We start from the raw sequence: 23,507 nt of genomic DNA on the forward strand, positions 1-23,507 counted from the left end.
AAATATCATGTTAATTTATTAAAATAAACATGAGATATGTCATTTAATTATTGTGAGATTTCATTAATTTTGAGTAGACCCAAGAAGGTCTTAAAAGTCATGTTTAAAAGCCGTCTTGATTGTAATTAATCGTTAAAACCATTAGAATAAATTATATGAAAATACTAGACAAAATCCTTTTTGCAGAAGATTTTGCATCAACATCGGAAAATTTGGAATCAGTTGCCCTTTCCTTGGCAAAAACCTTTAAGTCAACCATTGTACCGTTACATGTCCTACCAGATGATATTGTTAATTCTAAAGTCAAGGCTTTGTTAGACGATACAGCATTAAATCGACTAAACGCCGCGGCTGAGGCGATGAAAGCAGAAGGGGTTAATGTTGAATCTCCACTCATTAAATACGGTGTGGCTCACGATCAAATCGTAATGACAGCCTCAGCAACTAATGCCAATATGATTTTGGTCGGTTCGGGTGAGAATAAAGCCAAGGAGAAGTTTAAATTGGGTACTACTACTGAGCGGATTATTCAAAATAGTGAAAAACCAGTATTGGTCATTAAAGAAGATGATGCATTTAACGTAAATACCATTCTATGTCCAGTAGATTTTTCAGACCCATCCAAGCGTGCCTTAAATAATGCTATGATCATTGCGAGACGTTTTGGAGCACAGCTTATGGTATTAAGTGTTTCTGAAGAGCAAACGTCTTCATGGTTCAGCTCTAAAGAAGATTTGGACAAAGAAAATGCCGAACGTTTTGAAAACCATAAGCAAGAGTTCGACCAATTCTTGGCACAGTTTAGATTTGGCGATTTAAACTGGTCGAAAATAGAAAAATCAGGTAATGCTGCCCAAGAGATCTTAAAAGCCATAACCACAAACACTATAGATTTGCTTATTATGGGTACAGCTGGACGTACAGGATTAAATCGTTTGGTGGTTGGCAGTGTTACTGAAAAAGTCATACGTGAAGTACCATGTTCCTTCCTAACCCTTAAATCCCAAGATGTGATTAGCCTTCATTTAGAAACAGATATTAGGGATTTTGAAACGTCGTTTGCAGCTGCAGAACAACTAGAGAAAGATGGGTTTTTAGAAGAAGCTATAGAGCAGTATAAGGCTAGTTTGGGCATTAATACCATGCATGTCCCGGCATATAATGCTATAGCTAAATTATTCGATGAGATTGGGGAACCAGAAAAGGCAGCATTGTACAGAAAAAGTGCTAATGAAATAAAGGAGCGTATTTGGTACAGTAAAGTTGAGGAGGAAGCCCGTAAGCTAAGAGGTAGCTAATAGGATAGTATATAGGTACTCGTTTGCAAGCACAGTTTTTAAAGTTGTGAAGCAACCAGACATTTCAAATAAAAAAGTAGAAAGAAAGATAAATTCTAAACATTTGGAAAACGCAAAAGGAAAAGTCGTCAGTGTCAATGAATCTTTAGTAGGTGTCGAAAATACTGAGGGAGCAGTAATGAATGGCGAAGTGGCTTATATTATCATTGAAGATGGCAAGCGATTAAAATCTGAAGTCATAGATGTAAAACCTGGCAAATTAGTTTATCTACAGGTATTCGAAGATACCTCTTGGATGCGCGTTGGCGATCCAGTGGAATTTACAGGTTTGCCTTTATCCGTAAAATTAGGCCCGGGCATTTTAGGCACAGTAACAGATGGTCTTCAAAATCCACTGTATGAACTTGCAAAGAAAGAATGGTTTTTAGAACGTGGAATGGTGGTTGCGCCATTAGACACTGAGGCGAAATGGCGTTTTACACCCAAAGTCAAAAAGGGCGATACCGTAAGTGGAAGTTCCATTTTAGGTGCAGTTCCCGAAAAACTATTTACACACAACATTTTTGTTCCGTTTTCAATTAAGGGAAACTATACGATCGATTTCATTGTTGAAGAAGGAGACTATACCATAGCAGATAACATTGCTATCATAAAAGACGATTCTGGGAACACCATAGACTTGACTATGACTTTTGATTGGCCTGTAAAGCAACCCATGCCATTTCATGAACGGTCAGTTCCTACAGAGACCTTACCGACAGGCATGCGTATTCTCGATGCACTATTTCCTATTGCTTATGGTGGAACAGCCTGTAGTCCTGGACCTTTTGGGGCGGGAAAAACAGTATTGCAACATAGTATCGCCAAACATTCTAGAGCAGATGTGGTGATTATTGCCGCTTGTGGTGAACGTGCGGGAGAAGCTGTGGAAGTCTTTAAAGATTTTCCTGAGCTTATTGATCCGCGAACGGGCAAATCCTTAATGGATAGAACCTATATTGTTGGAAACACGTCATCAATGCCAGTGGCAGCGCGAGAAGCCTCTGTCTATATGGCAACGGCAGTCGGTGAGTACTATCGCAAGCAAGGCTTAGATGTATTGATATTGGCAGATTCTACCTCGCGTTGGGCACAGGCACTTCGAGAAACTTCAGGTAGAAAAGAAGAAATTCCCGGACCAGAGGCCTTTCCTATGTATATTTCAACATTGATTTCTGCGTTCTACGATAGAGCAGGAGTGGAGGTTTTACCCGATGGCACCAAGAGTTCTTTAAGTATTATCGGTACGGTATCACCTGCTGGCGGTAATTTTGACGAACCAGTGACTCAAGCTACCCTATTGAGTACAGGCGCTTTTCTAGGGTTATCACGAGAATTATCAGATGCTAGAAAATATCCGGCAATCGACCGTATAGATAGTAGCTCAAAATATCCATCTCTCATTTCAGAGGATGAGGTACAGTTTTTAAAAGAATTGCTGCGTGAAGGTAAAACCATAGCTTCTAATTTGTTACTCATGGGCGAGCGCGGTATTACTAACGAAGCCTATATCAGCTATCAAAAAGCGGAATTGTTAGATGCGGTGTTCTTGCAGCAGAACAGTTTTCATCCCGTAGACGGCGTCACCAATCCAGAACGTTTGCGAATGATGTTCGATATGATAAAACACATCATAGACACGCCTGTTTATATTGAAACTAAGGATGATATCCGATCGCATTTTAACTTCTTGCGTCAGGCCTTTATCGACTGGAACAACCTAAAACTAGACGACTCGAACTTTGAGGGTCAAAAGTCTAAAATTGTAAACTTGGTTAAACAAAAAGCACATGCTAAGGAAAACGTATGAACATATAGATAGTATTGGTAGAGCCATTTTAACCATTGAAGCCGCAGATGTCCATAATAAGGAGTTGGCCGAAGTTATTTATCCAGACGGAAAAAAGGCCTTTGCTCAAGTCATTGCACTAAACGGAAATAAAGTCACCTTACAGCTTTTTGGTGGTGGTTTTGGGGTATCAACGGATTGTAAAGTACGCTTTTTAGGTCATCCGGTCCAAGTAGGTTTTTCGGATGATATGCTTGGACGTGTTTATGCCGGAAACGGTGCGCCCATTGATGGTGGCCCTCAATTAACCTCGGATATGACGCGCGTAGCTGGGCCATCCATTAATCCCGTAAAACGTCTGATTCCAAAGAATATGATTCGTACGGGTGTACCGATGATCGATGTGTTTAACACCTTGGTACGTTCTCAAAAAATACCCATTTTCGCAAGGGCAGGCGAGCCTTATAACCGGCTTCTAGCCAATGTAGCTACACAAACCGATGCCGATGTTATTATCATTGGTGGAGTAGGACTCAAATACGATGAGTATCATTACTTCAAGGAACGTATCGAAGAAGCAGGTAGCAAGAGCAAAACCATTATGTTTATCCACACCCATCGCGATTCTATTGTAGAAGGATTAATGGTGCCAGATTTAGCCTTAACGGTTGGAGAGCGCTTTGCTTTGCAGGGTAAAAATGTTTTTGTGTTATTATCCGACATGACGCAGTGGTCAGATTACCTGAGACAGGTAGCCAATGCCCAAGACCAGATCCCTGCCAATCAAGGCTATCCGGGAGATTTATATTCCCAATTAGCGAGTCGCTATGAAAAAGCCGCCGATATTGAAGGTTCTGGTAGTTTGACCATTTTAGGGGTGACGACCATGGATGATGTGACCCATCCTGTACCTGATAACACAGGTTATATCACAGAAGGCCAATTCTTCATGAAAGATGGTTACTTGGAGCTATTTGGATCATTGAGCCGTCTAAAACAGCAGGTTAATGATAAAACACGTGATGACCATCGCGGTATCATGAATGCGATGGCGCGATTACTCTCAGAAGCAGAAGAACGCGTAAAGGCACAAAAATTTGGCTCGGTCAAGGATGATTATTCGTTGCGATTGTTGGACTATCGCAAAACCTTCCAAAGGGAGTTGATGGATCCTTTCCGTTACTTGGAATTAGAGGATGCCTTAGATTTATGCTGGGATATTCTGTCCAATCATTTTAAAAAGGAAGAAGCCGGATTGTCAACTGAATTAGTTGAAAAATATTGGCCTAATAAAGGTGAATTTAAGATTTTAAAAGCACAGAGAATATGAGTGAACAGACTTTAGATGGGTTGATAGCCAGGGTAAAATCTGAGGCTATTGAAGCTTCTGAAAATGAGGCCAAGCAAATTATTGATGATGCTAAACAAAAGGCACAACAGCTATTGAGCAATGCTGAGACTGAAAAGGAAACGCTACTTGCTAACGCGAAAGTACAAGCTGAGGCTTTAGTGGAAAAAGGGAAGATTGCCTTAAATCAAGCATCCCGTGATGTTCAGATTAGTGTTAAAAATGATATTCAGAAATTATTCAAATTGGCCTTGGAGGCTAATATCAAAGACGCCTTTACGTCAGATTTGTATAGTTCAATTATTACTCAGGTTACGAATAGCTTAGGCAGCAACGTTGCAATTGCATTACCGGCAGATACGGAAGACCAAGTGTTGAAGTCCATTCAAAAAAAGGTAGCAACATCCCAAACCATTCCAGAAATTATAAAGAAAGAACAGTTGTTGTCTGGCCTTTCGGTAACCAAAACTGATGAAGGTTGGAGTTATGATATTACTGCTGAGGAAATAGCCAGTCTATTAAGTCAACAGTTGAGTCAGAAATGGATCGAATTTTTGAATACCAAATAAATGCTTACAGGAAATCTTGAATATCTAATCAGTAGCCTTCCGAATTTGTCATTCAGCAATTCAGAGGCGGTTCAGCATGAGGTGAAAACTTTATTTCAAAAGTATGCCTCTTCAACTGAAGCATCAGGTGACTTGGTTTCCATATTAAATGATGAAGCGTCAAAATATCTGTCCGCACGTGATGTTCAGAGTTTTCAAGACATTCAATTACATGTTATTCGTCAGGTGCAATTTCAAAACAGTCATATCCAAGTGGTTTCAGAGCTTTCAAAATTCATGTACCAACTAAAAAGCGAACTTAAAGCTTTTCGTCTAGCTCAAAAATCTGAAGAGTCCCTTGGTAAAACTAATTATGAACTATTGGGTGAATTGCCTGAAAACCCACTAAAAGCGGAGGAATATTTACTCGATATGCAATGGCAAAAGCTAGATGCCTTGTCCATTGGTCACTATGCTAGCCTATCGGCATTGGTACTCTATAAATTGAAGTTAGACCTATTGTCGCGTTGGTGGCAATTTGATGCGGAAAAAGGCTTTGAAGTATTTCAGCAATCTTTAAATGTAGCGTGATATGGCGGACAAGATTTTGATGAATAAAAATACCTTGGCGGCCTTGAAGAACGAGTTGAAAGGCTACCGAACCGCTTTGCCTGTCTTTGAAATGAAGGAACAACAGTTAAAGGAAGTTATCACCACTATTGAAACTGCTGTGGAGCGTTTACAAGAGGCTATCTCCAAAACCAATACGGATGTCAAAACATGGGCTGCTGTTATGACGGAACCGACCATAGATCTTAGTCAGTTAATTTCCGTGAAGGAACTTAAAACCAAAACCAGAGAAATTGCAGGTGTCATTATAGAACAATTTGTAGCGATTGAATTTGACGAGATGAACATTGACTACTTCGAAACACCGCTTTGGATTGATGCTGCCGTTCAGGCGATCAAGGATCAGACAACCAATCAGGCAATGCTGAAATTGGAATTAAAGAATTTAGAGAACGTTCGAGAGGAATTGGCTGAAGCGCGCCGTATGAAGAATGCTTTAAAAGAAGTCTTTATACCAGAAACCCAACATAACATCCGAAAGATTGAGATTTATTTAGGCGATGTAGAGCGCTTGGCCATAGGTTGTGCCAAATTGGTAAAAAAGAAAAAACAGCTAAAAAGTGATGTCGCATGATTGTAAGGATGAAGGAAATACTGCTCTTTACTAGCGCTAAAGCGGTTGATGATACCATTCAAAAGTTGGGCGGATTAGGTGTGGTCGATATAAAAGAGGTACATCCGCCATCAGGTGATGTTATAGAACGTTGTTTGCAAGATATTGAGGATACCCATCAAGCCTTATCCATTTTAGAACAACATGAATTGACCGATGTGCCTCCCAATGGTATCGTAGATACTAATGGAAAAGATCCCAAACGTATTATTGGTCGTTTATTAAAATCTAAAACAGTCAAGCAGAACATTGACAAAACCCTTGAAGATATCAGTTCCCAATTACAATTTTATGATACTTGGGGACAGCAATTTCATAAAAAAGATCTGGATGATCTCAATCGAAATGGTATTTATGTTCGATTGTATGCCATCGAAAAATCTCAGATAAAAACACTGCCAAAAGATAAGACCACGGTTGTTTTTACTGAGAAAGACGGCAAAATACCTGTAGCGCTCTTTTCCCAAAATGCCAAGGATAGACTTAATTTTAAGGAAGTCACCATTCCGGATTTGCTATATACGTCTCTACAGGACATTAAAAAAAGGAAGGAACGTCAGCTCGAACAATTGAAGGTGTTTCTAAATGAACAAAAAGCCTATGTAGAATTATTAACAGACTACAATCATTATTTAAACGATCGGTTTAATTCTGAAACCGCATTGGAAAGTATGGGGGACATTGAAGGTAAGGTTAAGTTTTTAAGAGGCTATGTACCCAAGGATGCTGTAGATGGTTTTAAATCTAGAGCTAAAAAAGAGCATTGGGGCTATTCGATTTCCGAACCCACCAATATGGATGAGGTACCTGTATATATCAAAAATCCGAAATGGATTAGCATTATCAATCCTATGATGAAGTTTATTGATATCGTTCCTGGCTATAAGGAAATAGATGTATCTATTTATTTCCTCATTGCCTTTGCCTTGTTTTTTGCTATGTTGGTCGGTGACGCTGGTTATGGTCTTATATTCTTGCTTTTGACCATTATTTTCAGAAAGAAAATGGCAGCAAAATTACGCACATTGATTTATGTGTTGAGTGGTTCGACCATTATTTGGGGCCTATTGAGTGGTACGTATTTTGGAGCTGAGCAAATAGCTCAATTACCCTTTTTGAGGGATTTGGTGATTCCGAATATTGCCAGTTTTGGTGTGGATAACATCAATTTTATGATGCACTTATCTTTTTTGATTGGTGCCATTCATTTAACAGTGGCACATGGAATAAGGATCTTTCAATTTATCAATTCTATTAAGGCCTTAAGTGAAGTTGGTTGGATAGCATTGGTTTGGGGACTCTTCTTTATCACCGAACAACTGGTGCTGGGAAATCCAGCGCCCAGTTGGTATAATTGGCTGTTTATTGCAGGTGCCACCTTGGTTATTTTCTTTTCCAAGGAGAGTACGAGCTTTTTAAAGAGTATGGGAGCATCCATTGCAAATTTACCACTGAGTTTAATAAGTGGATTTTCGGATATTGTGTCTTACGTAAGGCTTTTTGCTGTGGGAATGGCAACTGCTGCGGTTGCGGCAAGTTTTAATAATATGGCCTTACCAGATGGTATTGCAGGAATGGGCATTTTGGATATGCTGATGGCAGCTATTGCGTTGCTCTTGGGACATACTTTGAATATTGCTTTGGCTCTAATGGCCGTTATGGTACATGGTATACGATTGAATATGTTGGAATTTGCTGGGCACCTAGGTGTGCAGTTTTCGGGTGAAGCTTATAAGCCGTTTAAACTAATGGTAAATAATGAAGAATAGATATGAAAGTTTTGTCTCCTTGAGCGCAGTCGAAAGGTTGACAAAACATCTCGACTGCCTGTCCGCCGAACTAGTCTTTGGAAGGCGAGGCGCTCGATATGACATATGAATAGTATTAGAGATGAGCGTCAATTTGAATGTCGAGAACTGTTGGAATAAAAAAACAAACAAAATAAAAACACTTTAAAGGAAATAACTATGGGAATTTTCACAATGATACAAACATCGGTTGAAGGCTTAGGGGATATGGGTATGTCGTTAAGTATTGCAGCTATCGGTTCTGCTATAGGAACTGGAATTGCTGGAATGGCGGCCATTGGTGCATGGAAAAAGATGATTACCAGTGGGCAGAAAGCCGCAACGGCCTTATTAATATTTGTTGGAGCGCCACTATCCCAGGTGATATATGGTATGATACTTAAGAACTCCATTGCAGATGCTAATTTGGATCCTGATTCTTACATATGGCAAATCATCATTGGCTTGTTTGCTGGTGCGGCTATGGCAGGTTCTGCAATTTTTCAAGGAAAAGCTGGTGCAAGGGCTTGTGACGCTATTGCTTCAGGAGCGAATGATACAGCAAAGTATATCATGATCATCGGAGTAGTGGAAACCGTAGCACTATTTGTTATGATATTTACAATGACTGGGTTACCAGGTTAAAGTATAGTGCCATACTGAATCAATTATGTCAGGTCGAGCGCAGTCGAGACCTTAATTGCAAGTAATATTTTGGTAGAGCCATGTCAAGTCGAGCTAGGTCGTGTTCTTAATTCCAAAGGATATATTGGTTGAATGATGTCAGGTCGAGCGCAGTCGAGACCTACTGAATACATAATAGTCATAAATTGAAAGAATACTATGTTTACATATTAGAATGTAGTGACGGTTTAACCTATACAGGAATTACCAACAATGTTCACCGTCGTTTCGAAGAACATCAAAAAGGTTTAAATCCAAAATGCTTTACGTTTAAAAGAAGACCCTTAAAGTTGATATTTCATCAAGTATTTAATGATGTTAACCAAGCCATTTATTTTGAAAAGAAAATAAAAAAATGGAGCGGAAAAAAGAAGTTTGCTCTAGCAAATGGTGAGTTTGACCTGCTCCAGATTTTATCTGAATGTAGGAATGCTACACATTCTAATTATAAACCGGAATAAGGAGAGGTCTCGACTGCGCTCGACCAGACAAACCGCAATCAAACTCAATAAAAACTTTTTAATTGATAGAACTCAATCGGTTAACCCAACAGTTTCTGCTTCATCCAACTCGAATTCATTTCTGCAATGTTCTTTATGGAAATCCCTTCTGGACATTCCACTTCGCAAGCCCCGGTATTGGTACAGTTGCCAAAACCTTCAATATCCATTTGATAGGTCATTTGTTCTAAACGTTCCTTGGCCTCGGCTTTACCTTGCGGTAAACTATTGAGATGATTGATTTTTGCGGAAGTGAACAAGGCAGCAGAAGCATTTTTGCAAGTGGCGACGCAGGCTCCACAACCTATACATGCGGCTGCATCCATAGCCTTATCTGCAACAGCTTTTGGTATGGGAATGGCATTGGCTTCTGGTGCTGTACCTGTTTTAGAACTGATATAGGCACCAGCTTCTATGATGCGGTCAAATGCCGAGCGGTCAACCACTAAGTCTTTTATGATCGGGAATGCTGAGGCACGCCAGGGTTCTACGGTAATGGTATCACCATCTTTAAAACTACGCATATGCAATTGGCAAGTTGTCATATTGGGATGTGGACCATGAGCGCGACCGTTTATGAACACACCACATTGGCCGCAAATGCCTTCACGACAATCGTATTCGTAGGCAATGACTTTTTCATCTTTTAAGACGAGTATCTCATTTAAATGGTCCAATGCTTCCAAAAAAGACATGTCTTCTGTGAGCCCATCAACATCGTAGGTTTTGAAATCCCCTTTAGTATTTGGGTTTTCCTGTCTCCATATTTTAAAGGTTACCTGCATAGTAATTTATTCTCTCGTTAAATATTAAAACCATGAAGTTTCATTTCAGTTAGCCTTAATAGCCTAAAATTTTAAACTGCGTATTGTCATTTCGAACGAAGTGAGAAATCTCACCTAAGATTGAAAAAATAAGATTCCTCGTCACTCGTTCCTCGTTCACTTCGACTTCGCTCAGCACAGGCCGTCGGAATGACATCGAAATGATGTATTTTCAATTTTCAATTTTCGACTTCGACTTCAACTTCATCTTCAATTTCAACTTATTTATAACTTCTCACGGTTGGTTTTACAAATTCAAATTCCAAAGGTTCTTTGTGCAATTCGAAATTTCCATGGTCATATGCCCAAGCTGAAACATACGAATAATCGTCATCTACACGCAGGGCTTCTCCATCCTGAGTCTGGTATTCTTCTCTAAAATGGGCACCACAAGATTCTTCGCGTTGTAGGGCATCGGTACACATCAAAATACCTAATTCAATAAAATCTGCTAGGCGATAGGCTTTTTCGAGCTCGGTATTCATTTCGTTCGAACTCCCAGTTACTTTAACATCAGTCCAAAAATCTTCCTTTAAAGCTGTTATTGCTCTTATGGCTTTTTCGAGACCTTCTTTGGTTCTGCTCATGGCGCATTCGTTCCACATAATCTTGCCGAGTTCCCTGTGAAAATGATCTACGGTTTTTGTGCCATTTACAGAAAGAATTTTATCAATGAACGTTTTAGTCTCGTTTTCTGTTTTGTCAAATTCTGGATGTTCTATAGTTGGATGGTCTGATTTAATTTCATCGGCCAAATAATTATTGATGGTATTCGGTAGAATGAAATAGCCATCTACACTGGCTTGTAGAAGTGAATTAGCCCCTAAGCGATTGGCACCATGGTCTGAGAAATTACATTCGCCGACGGCATAAAGCCCAGGTATAGTGGTCATTAATTCATAATCCACCCAAAGACCACCCATAGAAAAATGGGCTGCAGGTGAAATAAGCATTGGTGTGGTATAGGCATCTATTCCTGTAATCTTTTTATACATATTAAATAGGTTGCCATACCGATCTTTAATGGTGTCTAATCCAAATTTCTCAATGGCATGCTTAAAATCTAAATAGACTGCATTTTTAAGTCGTCCTACACCATAACCAGCATCTATACGTTCTTTTGCCGCTCGTGATGCTATATCGCGAGGCGCTAAATTTCCAAAGCTTGGATAGCGTCGTTCCAAATAATAATCGCGTTCCTCCTCAGGAATATCCTTTGGGCGTCTTGTATCTTCTTTTTGTTTGGGCACCCAAATACGACCATCATTCCGCAGAGATTCTGACATTAAAGTCAATTTAGACTGTGCCTCACTGGATTGTGGTAAGGCCGTTGGATGAATTTGGGTGAAACTCGGTGCGGCAAAAAAGGCCCCTTTTTTATGGGCTTTCCATATCGCACTGCCGTTACAGCCAATCGCTAAAGTTGACAATCGGAATACTCTTGAGTAACCACCCGTAGCTAAAACCACGGCATCCGCAGCATAACGCTCCAATTGTCCTGTCACCAAATTTCTGACAATAATACCTTTGGCTTTGCCATCGATAAGTACCAAGTCCATCATTTCACTTCGGGGATACATGGTCACCTTTTTGGCGCGAACCATTTTATACAATTGTGAATAAGCCGCTAATAATAATTGTTGACCGGTTTGGCCTCTAGCATAAAAGGTCCGTTGTACTTGTACACCGCCAAAGCTACGGTTCACTAAAGTGCCACCGTACTCACGAGCAAAGGGGACGCCTTGTTGTACAAAATGGTCAATTAAAGGTGCCGATAGTTCAGCCAAGCGATAGGTGTTTGCTTCTCTAGACCTAAAATCACCACCCTTTAAGGTGTCGTAGAACATACGGTATACACTATCGCCATCATGTTGATAGTTTTTAGCGGCATTGATACCACCTTGTGCAGCCACCGAATGCGCACGTCGTGCAGAATCCTGATAACAAAAACATTGAACATCGTAACCTAATTCGGCCAGAGTTGCTGCAGCACCAGCGCCACTAAGTCCTGAACCGACAACAATGACATTTAGTTTCTTTTTGTTGGCAGGATTAATGAGCTGTGACTTCAACTGATAGTTTCGCCATTTTTTTTCTAAAGGGCCTTCAGGAACTTTTGGATTTAAAGTTGGTTTCACAACACCTAAGATAACAGATTATCTCAGGAATTACAAGGCAAATACAACATCAAATTGTTAAAATATACTAGTGTTTTTCAATCCACTTTCTAGCATTCACAAAGGCCTCGATCCAAGGTGAGACTTCGTCTTGTCGCCCTTCAGGATAATGGGCCCAGTTCCATTGGAACGTTGATCGTTCTATATGTGGCATGGTTACTAAATGCCTGCCGGTTTTATCGCACATCATGGCTGTATTGAAATCAGAGCCATTAGGATTGTGCGGGTAGCCTTCATAACTATATTTGGCAACAATGTTGTATTTATCTTCGGAATAGGGAAGGCTAAATTTCCCTTCACCGTGTGAAATCCAGACGCCTAGTTGACTGCCTGCTAAGCTCGATAACATCACAGAATTATTTTCCTGAATTTTTACCGACGTAAAGGCGCTTTCGTGTTTATGTGAATCGTTATAGGTCATTTTTCCGTGCACCTCATGGTCAGGATTAATAAGGTCCAATTCCATCCAAAGCTGACAACCATTACAGATACCCACTGAAAGTGTATCTTCCCTGTCGAAGAAATCCTTAATCACTTTATTGGCCTTTTCATTGTATTTAATCGCACCTGCCCAACCTTTAGCGGAGCCCAATACGTCCGAGTTACTAAAACCACCCACGGCTCCTAAAAACTGAATATCTTCTAAGGTTTCTCTTCCCGAAATCAAATCGGTCATGTGTACATCCTTAACGTCAAAGCCTGCTAAATACATAGCATTGGCCATTTCGCGCTCAGAATTACTGCCTTTTTCCCTGAGGATGGCGGCTTTAGGACGCTTTTTGTCATTGTGAGGCATTTGTGACGTGGTAATCTCAGATTCTTCGCTTCCGCTCTGAATGACATCTTTAAATTTACCTGTGAAATGCGATGGGAATTTATAGTCTAGTGCTTGGTGTTTGTAATTCTCGAAACGTCGGTCCGCTAATCCATTTGCCGTTTGCTTGCGGTCGAGAAGCATTGAAGTCTTGTACCAGACGTCTCTTAGACGAGATATGGTCATCGTATATACTTGATTGTCATTTATAACACCAAGTACATCGCTTTCGGTGACCTCTCCAATTTTATGATAGATAATATCAGCATTAGACAAGTGGCTTTCAATGGAATCATCAATTGATTGAATTACTATACCGGCATTTTCTGCAAATAGGACTTTAAAGCTGTCTTTTTCACCCAAGCTTGTGATATCTAATTCAGCACCCAGATGATTATCAGCAAAGCACATTTCGAGAAGTGTCGTAATTAAACCACCAGAGGCTACATCATGACCAGCGACAATTTTTTCATCTTTAATTAATTGCTGTATGGTATTAAATACATTAGCCACATATTTAGCATCCTTAATAGTTGGTGTTTCACTTCCTATTTTATTATGGATTTGAGCAAAAGAACTACCGCCGAGTTTGTAGCTGTCTTGAGATATATTGATATAATAGATAGCACCCTTACCTTTTTGAAAAACTGGCTCTACAACTTTAGTAATAGCATTACAATTTGCTGCTGCCGAGATAATAACTGTACCAGGGGCAATAACATCCCCATCTGGATACTTTTGTTTCATGGAAAGCGAATCCTTTCCTGTAGGGACATTTATTCCAAGATCGATTGCAAATTCTGAAACTGCTTTTACGGCTTCATACAATCTGGCATCTTCACCCTCATTTCTACATGGCCACATCCAGTTGGCTGAAAGCGATACGCTTTTTAAACCATCTTTTAATGGTGCCCAAATCATATTGGTTAAGGCTTCGGCAATGGAGTTGCGGCTTCCAGCAATGGGGTCGATCAATCCTGAAATGGGGGAGTGCCCAACAGAGGTTGCAATACCTTCTTTGCCTTTAAAATCGAGTGCCATAACACCAACATTGTTTAGTGGTAATTGCAATGGCCCAACACATTGTTGCTTGGCGACTTTTCCACCAACACAACGATCTACTTTATTGGTCAGCCAGTCTTTACAAGCCACGGCTTCAAGTTGTAAAACCCGATATAAGTCATCGTAAAATTTATCCTTGTGATAGGCAATATCAGCATAATGCCTTTCGACAGTAGTGTCGTTCATTATTGTTTTTGGTGAACTGCCAAACATGTCTTCTAAGGCCAAATCCATAGGTTTATCGCCTTTGGATTTAGACTCAAACGTAAATCGATGTTTCCCAGTAACTTCACCAACATCATAAATAGGTGAACGCTCTCGGTCTGCAATTTTATGCAAGGTTTCGAGATGCTCATCCGCTATGACCAATCCCATACGTTCTTGGGATTCGTTGCCTATAATTTCTTTTGCCGAAAGGGTAGGGTCGCCAATAGGAAGCTTGTCTAAGTCAATATGTCCACCAGTATCTTCAACTAGTTCCGATAAACAATTGAGGTGTCCACCGGCACCATGGTCGTGTATGGAAACGATAAAATTTTCATCGCTTTCTACCATGCCTCTAACAGCATTGGCTGCACGTTTTTGCATTTCGGGATTGGAACGTTGTACGGCATTCAATTCTATTCCTGAATCAAACTCACCTGTATCTGCAGAAGATACTGCAGCACCTCCCATGCCGATTCTATAGTTGTCACCTCCAAGGATTACAATTTTATCGCCTGCTTCGGGCACATCCTTAATCGCCTGATCAACTTTTCCGTAACCAATACCTCCTGCAAGCATGATGACTTTGTCGTATCCCAGTTTTCTGGAGACTGAGGTTCTCGAAATCTCCTCAGTGCCTTCGAGAGCCTCAGGCACCATATCATTACTTTCGTCATGTTCGAACGTTAAAACGGAGCCACAGATAAGCGGTTGTCCAAATTTATTTCCAAAATCCGAGGCGCCATTACTGGCTTTGATTAAAATATCTATTGGGGTTTGATATAGCCATTGACGTTCTGGAAATGCTTTTTCCCAGTCTCGAGAATTATCAGAATCTTTTTCTAATCGCGAATATGAGGTCATATAGACGGCTGTTCCTGCTAAAGGAATGGATCCCTTTCCACCGGCTAAACGATCCCTAATTTCACCACCAGAACCCGTTGCAGCACCGTTGAAGGGTTCTACAGTCGTTGGGAAATTATGAGTTTCCGCTTTTAAGGAAATGACCGATTCAAAATCTTTGGCCTTATAATAATCGGGAATATCGGCGCGTTGTGGTGCAAATTGCTCTACAACAGGACCTTTGATAAAAGCGACATTATCCTTGTAAGCTGAAACGATATCATTAGGATGCTTCTCTGAAGTAGCTTTTATCATCTTAAACAATGATGTTGGCTGCGCTTTCCCATCAATCACGAAGGTGCCATTAAATATTTTATGGCGACAATGCTCTGAATTGACCTGTGAGAATCCAAACACTTCAGAGTCTGTTAAAGGTCGCCCTATTTTTTGGGAAACCGCTTCTAGATATGCAATTTCTTCATCACTAAGAGCTAGACCTTCTTGTTGATTGTACGATGCAATATCCTCTATATTTTGAATGGCTTCAGGTTGGACATCTATAGTAAAAATAGTTTGATTTAAACTCCTGAATTTCTCAGAAATCATAGGGTCATACCCTTTGTAATCTTTGGTTACAGCCCTAAACTCTTCAATTCGAACGATACCAGAAATTCCCATATTTTGGGTAATCTCTACGGCATTGGTACTCCAAGGCGTGATCATGGCGGCTCTTGGACCAACAAAAAAAGCATCGATTGATGCTTGCTCTATTTTAGGCTGGTTGCCAAATAACCATGTCAGTTTAGATGTTGTTTCAGTTGATAATTCTTTTGTGGCTTGAACAGCAAAAACTTTACTGTTTTGGTTTCCAAAGAAATGAATCATTAGATGCGTAGTGTTGCGATTATTAAAGCGCAAATTTACGCTTTTTTACGGGAAATTAAGTGCTATGCTTTCATGTAAAAGATGAAGTTATTCACCAGTAATTGACATCAAACCCGCATTAGACATTACAAAGTCTATTACGTCCTAAAATCACTGCAAAAGCTAGCGTTTCACTACATTTTCAAGCGTAATCATAACGATGCTATGCTTAAGCTTGTAAAATGTCAGCTTTTATTGTGCTTTTAGGCCTCATTGCAACATTATAATGCATAATTCGGGTTAGAAATACGATGTTAAAATGCGCTTCACTGAGCCGTAATAAGAGCGACCGAAAATGTTGAGGTGAACTAATAGATAATACAACTGATATAGGTCGATGCGCTCTACATGAAAATCGGTCTTTGGGTTGATGCTATAATAGGCTTCATAAAATACTGGGTGAAAACCTCCAAATAGTTTACTCATCGCAATATCTACTTCTGAGTGTCCGAAATATACGGCTGGATCTATAAGATAAGGCACACCATCTTCAGCGATTATGAAATTCCCACTCCATAAGTCACCGTGAAGTAGCGCAGGCTTTATTGTATGGCAAAAGGACTCAAATGTAGATTTGATGTCTTGGGGCAATGGAATTTCAGATGAATTTAACAGGCCTTTTTTAAGCGCTAGTTTTAATTGATAACCTAATCGCTGTTCGCTGTAAAAAGTTGTCCAGTTTTCTGAAGGTTCATTTTTTTGCAATAGGCTTCCGATAAAGTTATCATACTCTAGTCCGAAGGCTTCACCATTGTATTTATGCAATTTTGAAAGCTGAATGCCTAGCTCATAAAAATCTTCAGGCCCGGGAGATTTTGAAGCGATATGCGCCATAAGAATATAAGCCATATCGCTGTGAAGTCCAAAATTTATGATACGAGGAGTGGCGATGGTATTCGTCTTGGAAATTAGATCAAGTCCGTTCGCTTCAGCCTCAAAACTGTTCTGAGTAATATTTGAACGACCGTACTTTAGAACATAAGATAATCCGTCCGACGTATCTAGCTTTAAAACAGAAGCAGTATCACCACCAGATAACGCTATAGCACTTATTATAGGGACATTGAGAACACGCTCAATATGCGATTTTAAGCGCTCATCCAGTAGCATCGCTACAGTCTAACCAATTTATAAGTCTTACTTTGGCCGCCCAGACTTAGTTGAATAATGTAAATCCCCTTGTCCAAGTAACCAATATTGATTTCACCGTTGATAGTACTACCTTTAGCCACCTTTTTTCCAAGAACGGAGAATACGTGGTATTCAAATGCCTCATTGGAACTTATGTATAATATAGGGCCTCGTGAAGGGTTTGGATAAATGGAAACCGATTCAAAGTCATTATCTTCAACACTTAAAGTTTGGTTGTGTTGTCCTAAATCCGAACAATCATTAAAAGCTTCTACATTCCATTCGTTGGCATCGTAAGTGGTACTTGGAAATTGAATTTCTGGTTTTCTTATCAGCGTTACATTTTCACCAAAAGTCGTTCCGCTCCCTTCGATCCCTAAAATATCAATAAGTACATCGTTTTTAAATAAACCAATGGCATCATTACCATTAAAACCGGTAATACTATTGTTAATATCGTCTTGTTCGGGTTGACAACTCGCCGATAAGCCACTATTGGCAATTACAAATACATCTCCATTGGCAATTGAACCGGCAGGGAAGTTATAGGTGGTTGAAAAATTGTTACTGTTCGACGCTAGTTTAATAGTATAATTGGATAAGTTGACCGCACCGCCTGTAAAATTGGCTATTTCCAAGGCTTTGTTGGTTCCACTGCCTTCTACATATTCAGAGAAAAACAAGTCTGTTGTTTGTGAACCATTATCTGTAGTGTTTTCGCAGTCTTGATTACTAAAATCAGACTCATTGAGCGAACTATCTATGGCTTTCACTGTGAAACAATAATTGGTGTTTGCGGTTAATCCAGTAACCGTAAATGATGTGTTGGTCGTATTAAAACTATTAACACCATCTTGGTAAATATCGTAAGAAATAACCGCGACATTATCTGTAGAAGCTGTCCAGCTTAAGTCGATACTATTATCCGTTGGATTAGAGGCAACCAAATTAGTTGGTGATGTAGGAGGTGTAGTGTCGGGAGCTGCATTCCAAATAGCTTCAGCATATTCTGGGTGAGTAATAAAAGGATTCGCATTACCTTGCCAATTATAAGCTGCATTATTTCTATCGATTTCCCGTTGACTTACGGGGTCGGCCAAATGCCAATCTAACATGGTAGTAATAAACCAAGTTTCATAAAATTGGTCGCTCGTTCCATTAAGGGGATTGTATGGAGAGGCGTCAGGAGCGTCCCAACCACTGTCATCCCAATTATCTTCATATCTAACGGCAAAATAGAGCATAGCTCTAGCAATGTCTCCTTTAAATTCATCAATTGGTTCAAACACACGATCTGTATAACCATAATTATTTCCTGTTCCCCATTTTGAACCATTAGCGTATGAGGTATTGGTATTTGTTACGATACCAAATGGATAGTTGCTTCTTCCGTTATTTACAAAACCATCGACGGGGATAACGGTATGAATGTCAGAAACCATAGGTAAATCATCGGCATTATTAAAAAAACCTTGCGGAAATAAGTGCTCCCTGTTGTAGCATAAGCCTTCGTTTGGAATATTACCACCACATTCGTCAGCTGGAATATTGAAACTGGTTTCAGAACCTGAAGGGTTTTCTGAATAAACATCTAAAAGAGTACCGTCATTTTCGTAATAATTATCTACATCAGTTGTAGCATAACCGTTAAACAAATTATCATAACTATTGACATTAAAGGTATGTCCATTGGTTACAATATTCTTGAGCTCAGTTTTAAGTGCATATCCGACTAAGCCATTTGCAGAGTCGTAATAATTTGAAGGTACCTGAGCAAATGAAGATGATGAAATAAGTAATAAGAGTATGGGGTAAAGCTGCTTCATAAATCTATGTGTGATTAATTCATTTATTTTTTTCTAATAAGGCCATGTAAAATCCATCATAACCGGATGTATGGGCCAAAACTTTTTTATCCTTAACAAAAGTAAACGCTTTTCCCGTTTCTGAGGTTAAGAATTTGTCAATTTGCTTTTCGTTCTCCGAAGGTAGGATAGAACATGTAGCATAAACCATTTTCCCGCCTGGTTTTACCATTTTGGAGTATTGATTCAATACCTCGGTCTGCGTGTTCTTTATGTTGTCGATAAATTCTGGTGTTAATTTCCACTTGGCATCAGGATTTCGTCTTAAAACTCCTAAACCCGAGCAAGGCGCATCAATTAATAGGCGGTCTGCTTTAGCGTGCAATTTTTTTATGGGTTTGGTAGAATCAATAACTTTCAATTCCACATTATGAACACCGTTTCGTCGGGCTCTGACTTTTAGTTTTTTTAATTTACTTTCGTAAATATCCATGGCTATAATTTGCCCTTTATTTTCCATTATAGAGGCCAAATGCAATGTTTTACCTCCCGCGCCAGCACAGGCATCGACAACTTTCATACCTGGTTTTACATCGAGAAAGTCAGCCACGAGTTGAGAAGAAGCATCTTGCACTTCGAACCAGCCATTTTTAAAGGCTTCTGTTCTAAACACATTGGCACGTTTTTTAAGCTTTAGGGCAGAAGGATAATATGCTAAGAACTCAGTCTCGATATCTTCAGATTGCAACTTTAAGCGTAAATCCTTTTTAGTGGTTTTAAGCGTATTGACTCTTAAAATCACATCAGCTTGTTCGTTTTGCTTTGTAATTTCATTGGTCCAAACAGATTCTCCAAGCTCTTCAACTCCCAAATTATCCATCCAGTCAGGTATGGATTCACGGTATTTTCTAGTCTTGGATAATTCATCAAAGCGTCCTTTTATTTTTCGGGCGGGTGTATCCGAAAAGTATTTCCAATCGGGTAACCGTATCCCTTTTAAGGTAGCCCAAACGGCAAATAGCCGCCATAGGTTATCTCTATCAAATGGTGCCTTGACATTTGCGATTTCAGCATATAATCGCTTATACCGGACAATTTCATAAGTGGTTTCTGCTACAAAGCCTCTATCACGACTTCCCCAACGCTTGTCCCGCTTTAATAATTGTTGAACCACCTTATCGGCATAGTCATTATCGTTGAAGATTTGATGTAAGCCGTCAATGACTGCAAAGCATAAGTTTCGATGTAGACGCATTGTTTTTTTAGTTTACAGTATGCAGTCGAAATCAGCCATATAAACAGCTGACTCGAATTTAATGAAATTAACTGTTAACTGAAGCTGTAGACTATCTACCGGCAAAAGGCCTGCAAAGTTACATTTAATTCCTTAATTTGTATACGATAATCTATTTGTATTTGGAACAAAACGATTTTGTTAATCGATTAATAGCAGGTGAGGAGACGGCTTATGGTGAGTTGTTGGACGACTTTCAACAGAAGGTGTTTTCAACCTGTATCTCTTTTGTGCCAAATAAGGAAGAAGCCGAGGATCTGGCGCAAGATGTGTTTGTAGAAGTTTTTAACTCTATTCATAAGTTTAAAGGAAACTCTAAGCTTTCGACATGGATTTATAGAATTACGACCAATAAGTGTCTTGAGTATATCAGGAAGCGCAACACAAAGAAGCGATTTGCATTTTTACAGTCCCTAAGTGGAGGTACATTACCCATAGATAAAACATCCTATTTTACGGAGATGAACCATCCGGGTATTATTTTAGAAAATAAAGAAAAAAGCGAAACCTTATTCTTGGCGATTAATAGTTTGCCTGAAGCACAGAAAGTAGCATTTACACTTCATAAAATAGACGGTTTGAGTTACCAAGAAATAAGTGAAATTACTCAAAAGAGTATATCCTCGGTGGAGTCCTTGATGTTTAGGGCCAAGAAAAATTTACAAAAGTTATTAGAGGATTATTATAAAAAGCACATGTAACGCAAGTTTTTAAAAATTATTGCATCTAAGTATTTGAATATGGAAACACATAAAGATATAAAACAAAAAATTGAAGCAACGCTCAACAGTGCAGACTCGATTGAAGAGGTTGAAATTTCACCCTTTTTCAAAGAGAATGCACTACGCCAAATGTTTTCGGAAAAGGAGAAGGAACCATTTGTACTGTGGTCTTGGTTAACTCCTCAAGTTCAGTTGGCAGCCTTGATCTTAATAGTAGCCATTAATGTGTTTACAATGATGCAACTGAGAAATGAATATTACGACGATGAAATTTCAAACTTTGCGGACAGCTATGGTTTAACTGTAGATGCTTCAGAATCCTTAATGAATTAGAAATGAAAAAACAACTTCCACTTTATATCTTTTATGTCTTGTTACTATTCCTAATGGTTGTGAATGGCTTCTTTTTGTTCAGATACTTAGGCGAATCTAATCAGAAGGACGACAAAGGACTTAAAGAGCCTAATAATTTTATTACCAAGCGACTAGATTTTAGTGAAGATCAACTCAAGCAATTTAATGCTTTAGAAGTTGGACACAGGGAAAAAATGACATCGATTTCAGAACAAATCAGACGTTCCAAAGATGCACTTTTTAATAATGTCTCTAAGGCTAACATCGATCGCTCAGTGATAGATTCTATTACATCCGTTATTGGGGATTATGAAAAGGAGAAGGATTTGGAGGTATTTAACCATTTTAGGGCTATCTATAATATTTGTAATGAATCTCAAAAAGCAAAATTCGACGATCTCATAAAAGATGCACTTCATAGAAGACGACCACCAAGAGGGCATCGTCCACCAGATGGAAAGGGAAAAGATAGACATGGCCCACCTCCAAGACATTAACATTTAAAAGATCCCGACTCGGGATCTTTTTTTATGATTATTTAACATATCTAGGCACAAGTTGCTAAGAGCAATGGCATCTAAAAGTTTATAATAAAAATTTAAGATATGTATTGTAAGACATTAAAATTAGGATTTTTAACGAGTGCATTAATACTAATGTTCGTGTTAAATGCAAACGCTCAGTAAGATAGACCAGAGCGTGAAAGAAGGGAGCCGCCAACATTTGCGAAACTTTTGGAAAAGTTAGATGAAGACAAAGATGGTCAACTTTCAAAAAAGGAAGTTAAAGGACCATTGAAAGACCATTTTGATAAAGTGGATCTTGATGAAGACGGTTTTATTACTGAAGAAGAGTTCGAGAAAGCACCTAAGCCAAAACGAAGAAATCGAGAGGATTAATTTTTTCTAAACCACAAGTTTTTTAAAACTGATGCATCTAAAGTCATAACGGTAAATAGTTTTTACCGTATTACTAAATCAATTATTATGGTTATAAATCAAAATCTAGGATTAGGACTTTTAGTTTTACTGTTACTAAGCTGTAATAGTCATAAAGCTGAATACGCACATTATCACGGTGGAGTAGCCCATGCTCACGAAATGTCTCAAGATATCAAAGACTATTTTGGTGCATATACCTTGGATAGTGAAGCTTATGGCACAAAGACCACGGTAACCATAAAAGGGAATCAACGTATTATGACCACGAATTCCTTGCCAGACCATCAAACGGGAGAATTTCCTAATCAAGGCAATCCCAACAGCATTTCATCACAAAGAAAAACCTATGTATTTCCCTTAAATCCTAAATACACAGGTGAAGCCAAATGGGTCAGAGAACCAGGTGTCGCTTTAAATGGCGTGAAGTTCGAACCTGGAACAGCCGAGGTTGTGGTTTGTGATTCAGGTGAAAATTATCGTGTTGAAGCCTTGCAGGATGTAATTGATTTAGGATTGGATTTTAATCATGCCCATGTGCAACCCACAGGAGCTTATCATTATCATGGATCGCCAACATCGCTTATTGAAAACTTTGACACAGGCGAAGATTTGGTACACATAGGTTTTGCACATGATGGTTTTCCGATGTATTATTCTAAGAGCGCCAAGTATAGGTCTAGTTATCGGCCAATCAGCGGAACTCGGGAAGGTGAGGATTGCAGTTATGAAAATCCGATGCAACGTATGGATATTTCCGTAGGAGGGCACCATGATGGAACGTTTACTTCAGATTTTGAATATGTTGAGGAATATGGGGATTTGGACGAATGTAACGGAATGACCATAGACGGTAATTACATGTATCTAGTGACTAAAGAATTTCCATATGTCAGCCGATGTTTAATGGGCGAATACGAAGAGATGCATAGACCACAATTAGGCAATACGCGTATGGATGATAGGGCCAGACCAAGTCGACGACATACACCAAGTTTTGCAGACCTTTTACAAGAAATGGATACGAATAACGATAAAAAGATTAGTAAAAGAGAGGCTAAAGGGACTTTGAACGATTTTTTTGATCGTATAGATAGGAATAAAGATGGTTTTATTTCAGAGGCTGAAATAAAAGATGCATCGAGACGGAATAGACAAGATCCTCCAAGAAGGGGATAG

General features: G+C 39.3%; 20 protein-coding genes. 14 read left to right on the plus strand and 6 right to left on the minus strand.

Going from position 1 to position 23,507, the window contains the following annotated elements; genetic code table 11:
* Window positions 1-155 precede the first annotated feature (155 nt).
* From ACO052_RS10555 to ACO052_RS10595, 9 genes are all read left to right on the plus strand, one after another.
* Window positions 156-1,298, plus strand: a complete 1,143-nt coding sequence (locus ACO052_RS10555; protein ID WP_422107978.1) for a universal stress protein — start codon at window positions 156-158, stop codon at window positions 1,296-1,298.
* 103 nt (window positions 1,299-1,401) lie between these two features.
* Window positions 1,402-3,147: a V-type ATP synthase subunit A gene (locus tag ACO052_RS10560; protein WP_422107979.1), complete on the plus strand. Its 1,746-nt coding sequence runs from the start codon at window positions 1,402-1,404 to the stop codon at window positions 3,145-3,147.
* Window positions 3,128-4,456, plus strand: a complete 1,329-nt coding sequence (locus ACO052_RS10565) for a V-type ATP synthase subunit B (RefSeq protein WP_422107980.1) — start codon at window positions 3,128-3,130, stop codon at window positions 4,454-4,456. The genes ACO052_RS10560 and ACO052_RS10565 overlap by 20 nt, the downstream gene beginning before the upstream one ends.
* Window positions 4,453-5,043, plus strand: a complete 591-nt coding sequence (locus ACO052_RS10570) for a hypothetical protein (protein WP_422107981.1) — start codon at window positions 4,453-4,455, stop codon at window positions 5,041-5,043. The genes ACO052_RS10565 and ACO052_RS10570 overlap by 4 nt, the downstream gene beginning before the upstream one ends.
* Entirely contained in the window at window positions 5,044-5,613 is a 570-nt protein-coding gene (locus ACO052_RS10575) for a DUF2764 family protein (RefSeq protein ID WP_422107982.1), read from the plus strand. It begins immediately after the preceding gene.
* Window position 5,614: 1 nt separating this feature from the next.
* The gene (locus ACO052_RS10580) at window positions 5,615-6,226 is read left to right on the plus strand and encodes a V-type ATP synthase subunit D (protein ID WP_422107983.1); all 612 of its coding nucleotides are present in this window, start codon (window positions 5,615-5,617) and stop codon (window positions 6,224-6,226) included.
* Window positions 6,223-8,034 (plus strand): V-type ATP synthase subunit I, encoded by a 1,812-nt coding sequence (locus ACO052_RS10585; protein ID WP_422107984.1) that lies wholly within the window; start codon window positions 6,223-6,225, stop codon window positions 8,032-8,034. The genes ACO052_RS10580 and ACO052_RS10585 overlap by 4 nt, the downstream gene beginning before the upstream one ends.
* Window positions 8,035-8,232: 198 nt before the next feature.
* Window positions 8,233-8,697 (plus strand): hypothetical protein, encoded by a 465-nt coding sequence (locus ACO052_RS10590; protein WP_422107985.1) that lies wholly within the window; start codon window positions 8,233-8,235, stop codon window positions 8,695-8,697.
* Window positions 8,698-8,882: 185 nt separating this feature from the next.
* Window positions 8,883-9,197 (plus strand): GIY-YIG nuclease family protein, encoded by a 315-nt coding sequence (locus tag ACO052_RS10595; protein ID WP_422107986.1) that lies wholly within the window; start codon window positions 8,883-8,885, stop codon window positions 9,195-9,197.
* A gap of 80 nt (window positions 9,198-9,277) precedes the next feature.
* On the opposite strand, the gene ACO052_RS10600 is transcribed toward ACO052_RS10595, so the two are convergent.
* The 6 genes from ACO052_RS10600 to ACO052_RS10625 form a co-directional block, all read right to left on the minus strand.
* Window positions 9,278-10,021 (minus strand): succinate dehydrogenase/fumarate reductase iron-sulfur subunit, encoded by a 744-nt coding sequence (locus tag ACO052_RS10600; protein ID WP_422107987.1) that lies wholly within the window; start codon window positions 10,019-10,021, stop codon window positions 9,278-9,280.
* A gap of 260 nt (window positions 10,022-10,281) precedes the next feature.
* Window positions 10,282-12,198, minus strand: a complete 1,917-nt coding sequence (locus ACO052_RS10605; RefSeq protein ID WP_422107988.1) for a fumarate reductase/succinate dehydrogenase flavoprotein subunit — start codon at window positions 12,196-12,198, stop codon at window positions 10,282-10,284.
* 67 nt (window positions 12,199-12,265) lie between these two features.
* Entirely contained in the window at window positions 12,266-16,045 is a 3,780-nt protein-coding gene (gene purL / locus ACO052_RS10610) for a phosphoribosylformylglycinamidine synthase (protein ID WP_422107989.1), read from the minus strand.
* A gap of 279 nt (window positions 16,046-16,324) precedes the next feature.
* Complete coding sequence (locus tag ACO052_RS10615) at window positions 16,325-17,194, minus strand: fructosamine kinase family protein (RefSeq protein WP_422107990.1); 870 nt, start codon at window positions 17,192-17,194, stop codon at window positions 16,325-16,327.
* A 2-nt stretch (window positions 17,195-17,196) separates the two neighbouring features.
* On the minus strand, window positions 17,197-19,041 hold the full coding sequence (locus ACO052_RS10620) for an endonuclease (protein WP_422107991.1): 1,845 nt from the start codon (window positions 19,039-19,041) through the stop codon (window positions 17,197-17,199).
* A gap of 19 nt (window positions 19,042-19,060) precedes the next feature.
* Window positions 19,061-20,275, minus strand: a complete 1,215-nt coding sequence (locus ACO052_RS10625) for an RsmB/NOP family class I SAM-dependent RNA methyltransferase (protein ID WP_422107992.1) — start codon at window positions 20,273-20,275, stop codon at window positions 19,061-19,063.
* 161 nt (window positions 20,276-20,436) lie between these two features.
* Between ACO052_RS10625 and ACO052_RS10630 the strand changes: the two genes are divergently transcribed.
* The 5 genes from ACO052_RS10630 to ACO052_RS10650 all read left to right on the plus strand — a co-directional run bounded on the left by ACO052_RS10630 (window position 20,437) and on the right by ACO052_RS10650 (window position 23,507).
* On the plus strand, window positions 20,437-21,015 hold the full coding sequence (locus tag ACO052_RS10630) for an RNA polymerase sigma factor (protein ID WP_422107993.1): 579 nt from the start codon (window positions 20,437-20,439) through the stop codon (window positions 21,013-21,015).
* Window positions 21,016-21,054: 39 nt separating this feature from the next.
* Window positions 21,055-21,369: a hypothetical protein gene (locus ACO052_RS10635; RefSeq protein WP_422107994.1), complete on the plus strand. Its 315-nt coding sequence runs from the start codon at window positions 21,055-21,057 to the stop codon at window positions 21,367-21,369.
* Window positions 21,370-21,371: 2 nt separating this feature from the next.
* Entirely contained in the window at window positions 21,372-21,887 is a 516-nt protein-coding gene (locus tag ACO052_RS10640; protein ID WP_422107995.1) for a Spy/CpxP family protein refolding chaperone, read from the plus strand.
* A gap of 237 nt (window positions 21,888-22,124) precedes the next feature.
* A complete protein-coding gene (locus tag ACO052_RS10645) occupies window positions 22,125-22,289 on the plus strand; it encodes a hypothetical protein (RefSeq protein ID WP_422107996.1) in 165 nt (54 codons plus the stop codon).
* Window positions 22,290-22,376: 87 nt separating this feature from the next.
* Window positions 22,377-23,507 carry a YHYH protein gene (locus ACO052_RS10650; RefSeq protein WP_422107997.1) on the plus strand — a complete coding sequence of 377 codons (1,131 nt, stop codon included), beginning with the start codon at window positions 22,377-22,379 and terminating at the stop codon, window positions 23,505-23,507.

This window comes from Winogradskyella sp., from assembly GCF_965228925.1.
In the GTDB taxonomy this organism is placed as follows: domain Bacteria; phylum Bacteroidota; class Bacteroidia; order Flavobacteriales; family Flavobacteriaceae; genus Winogradskyella.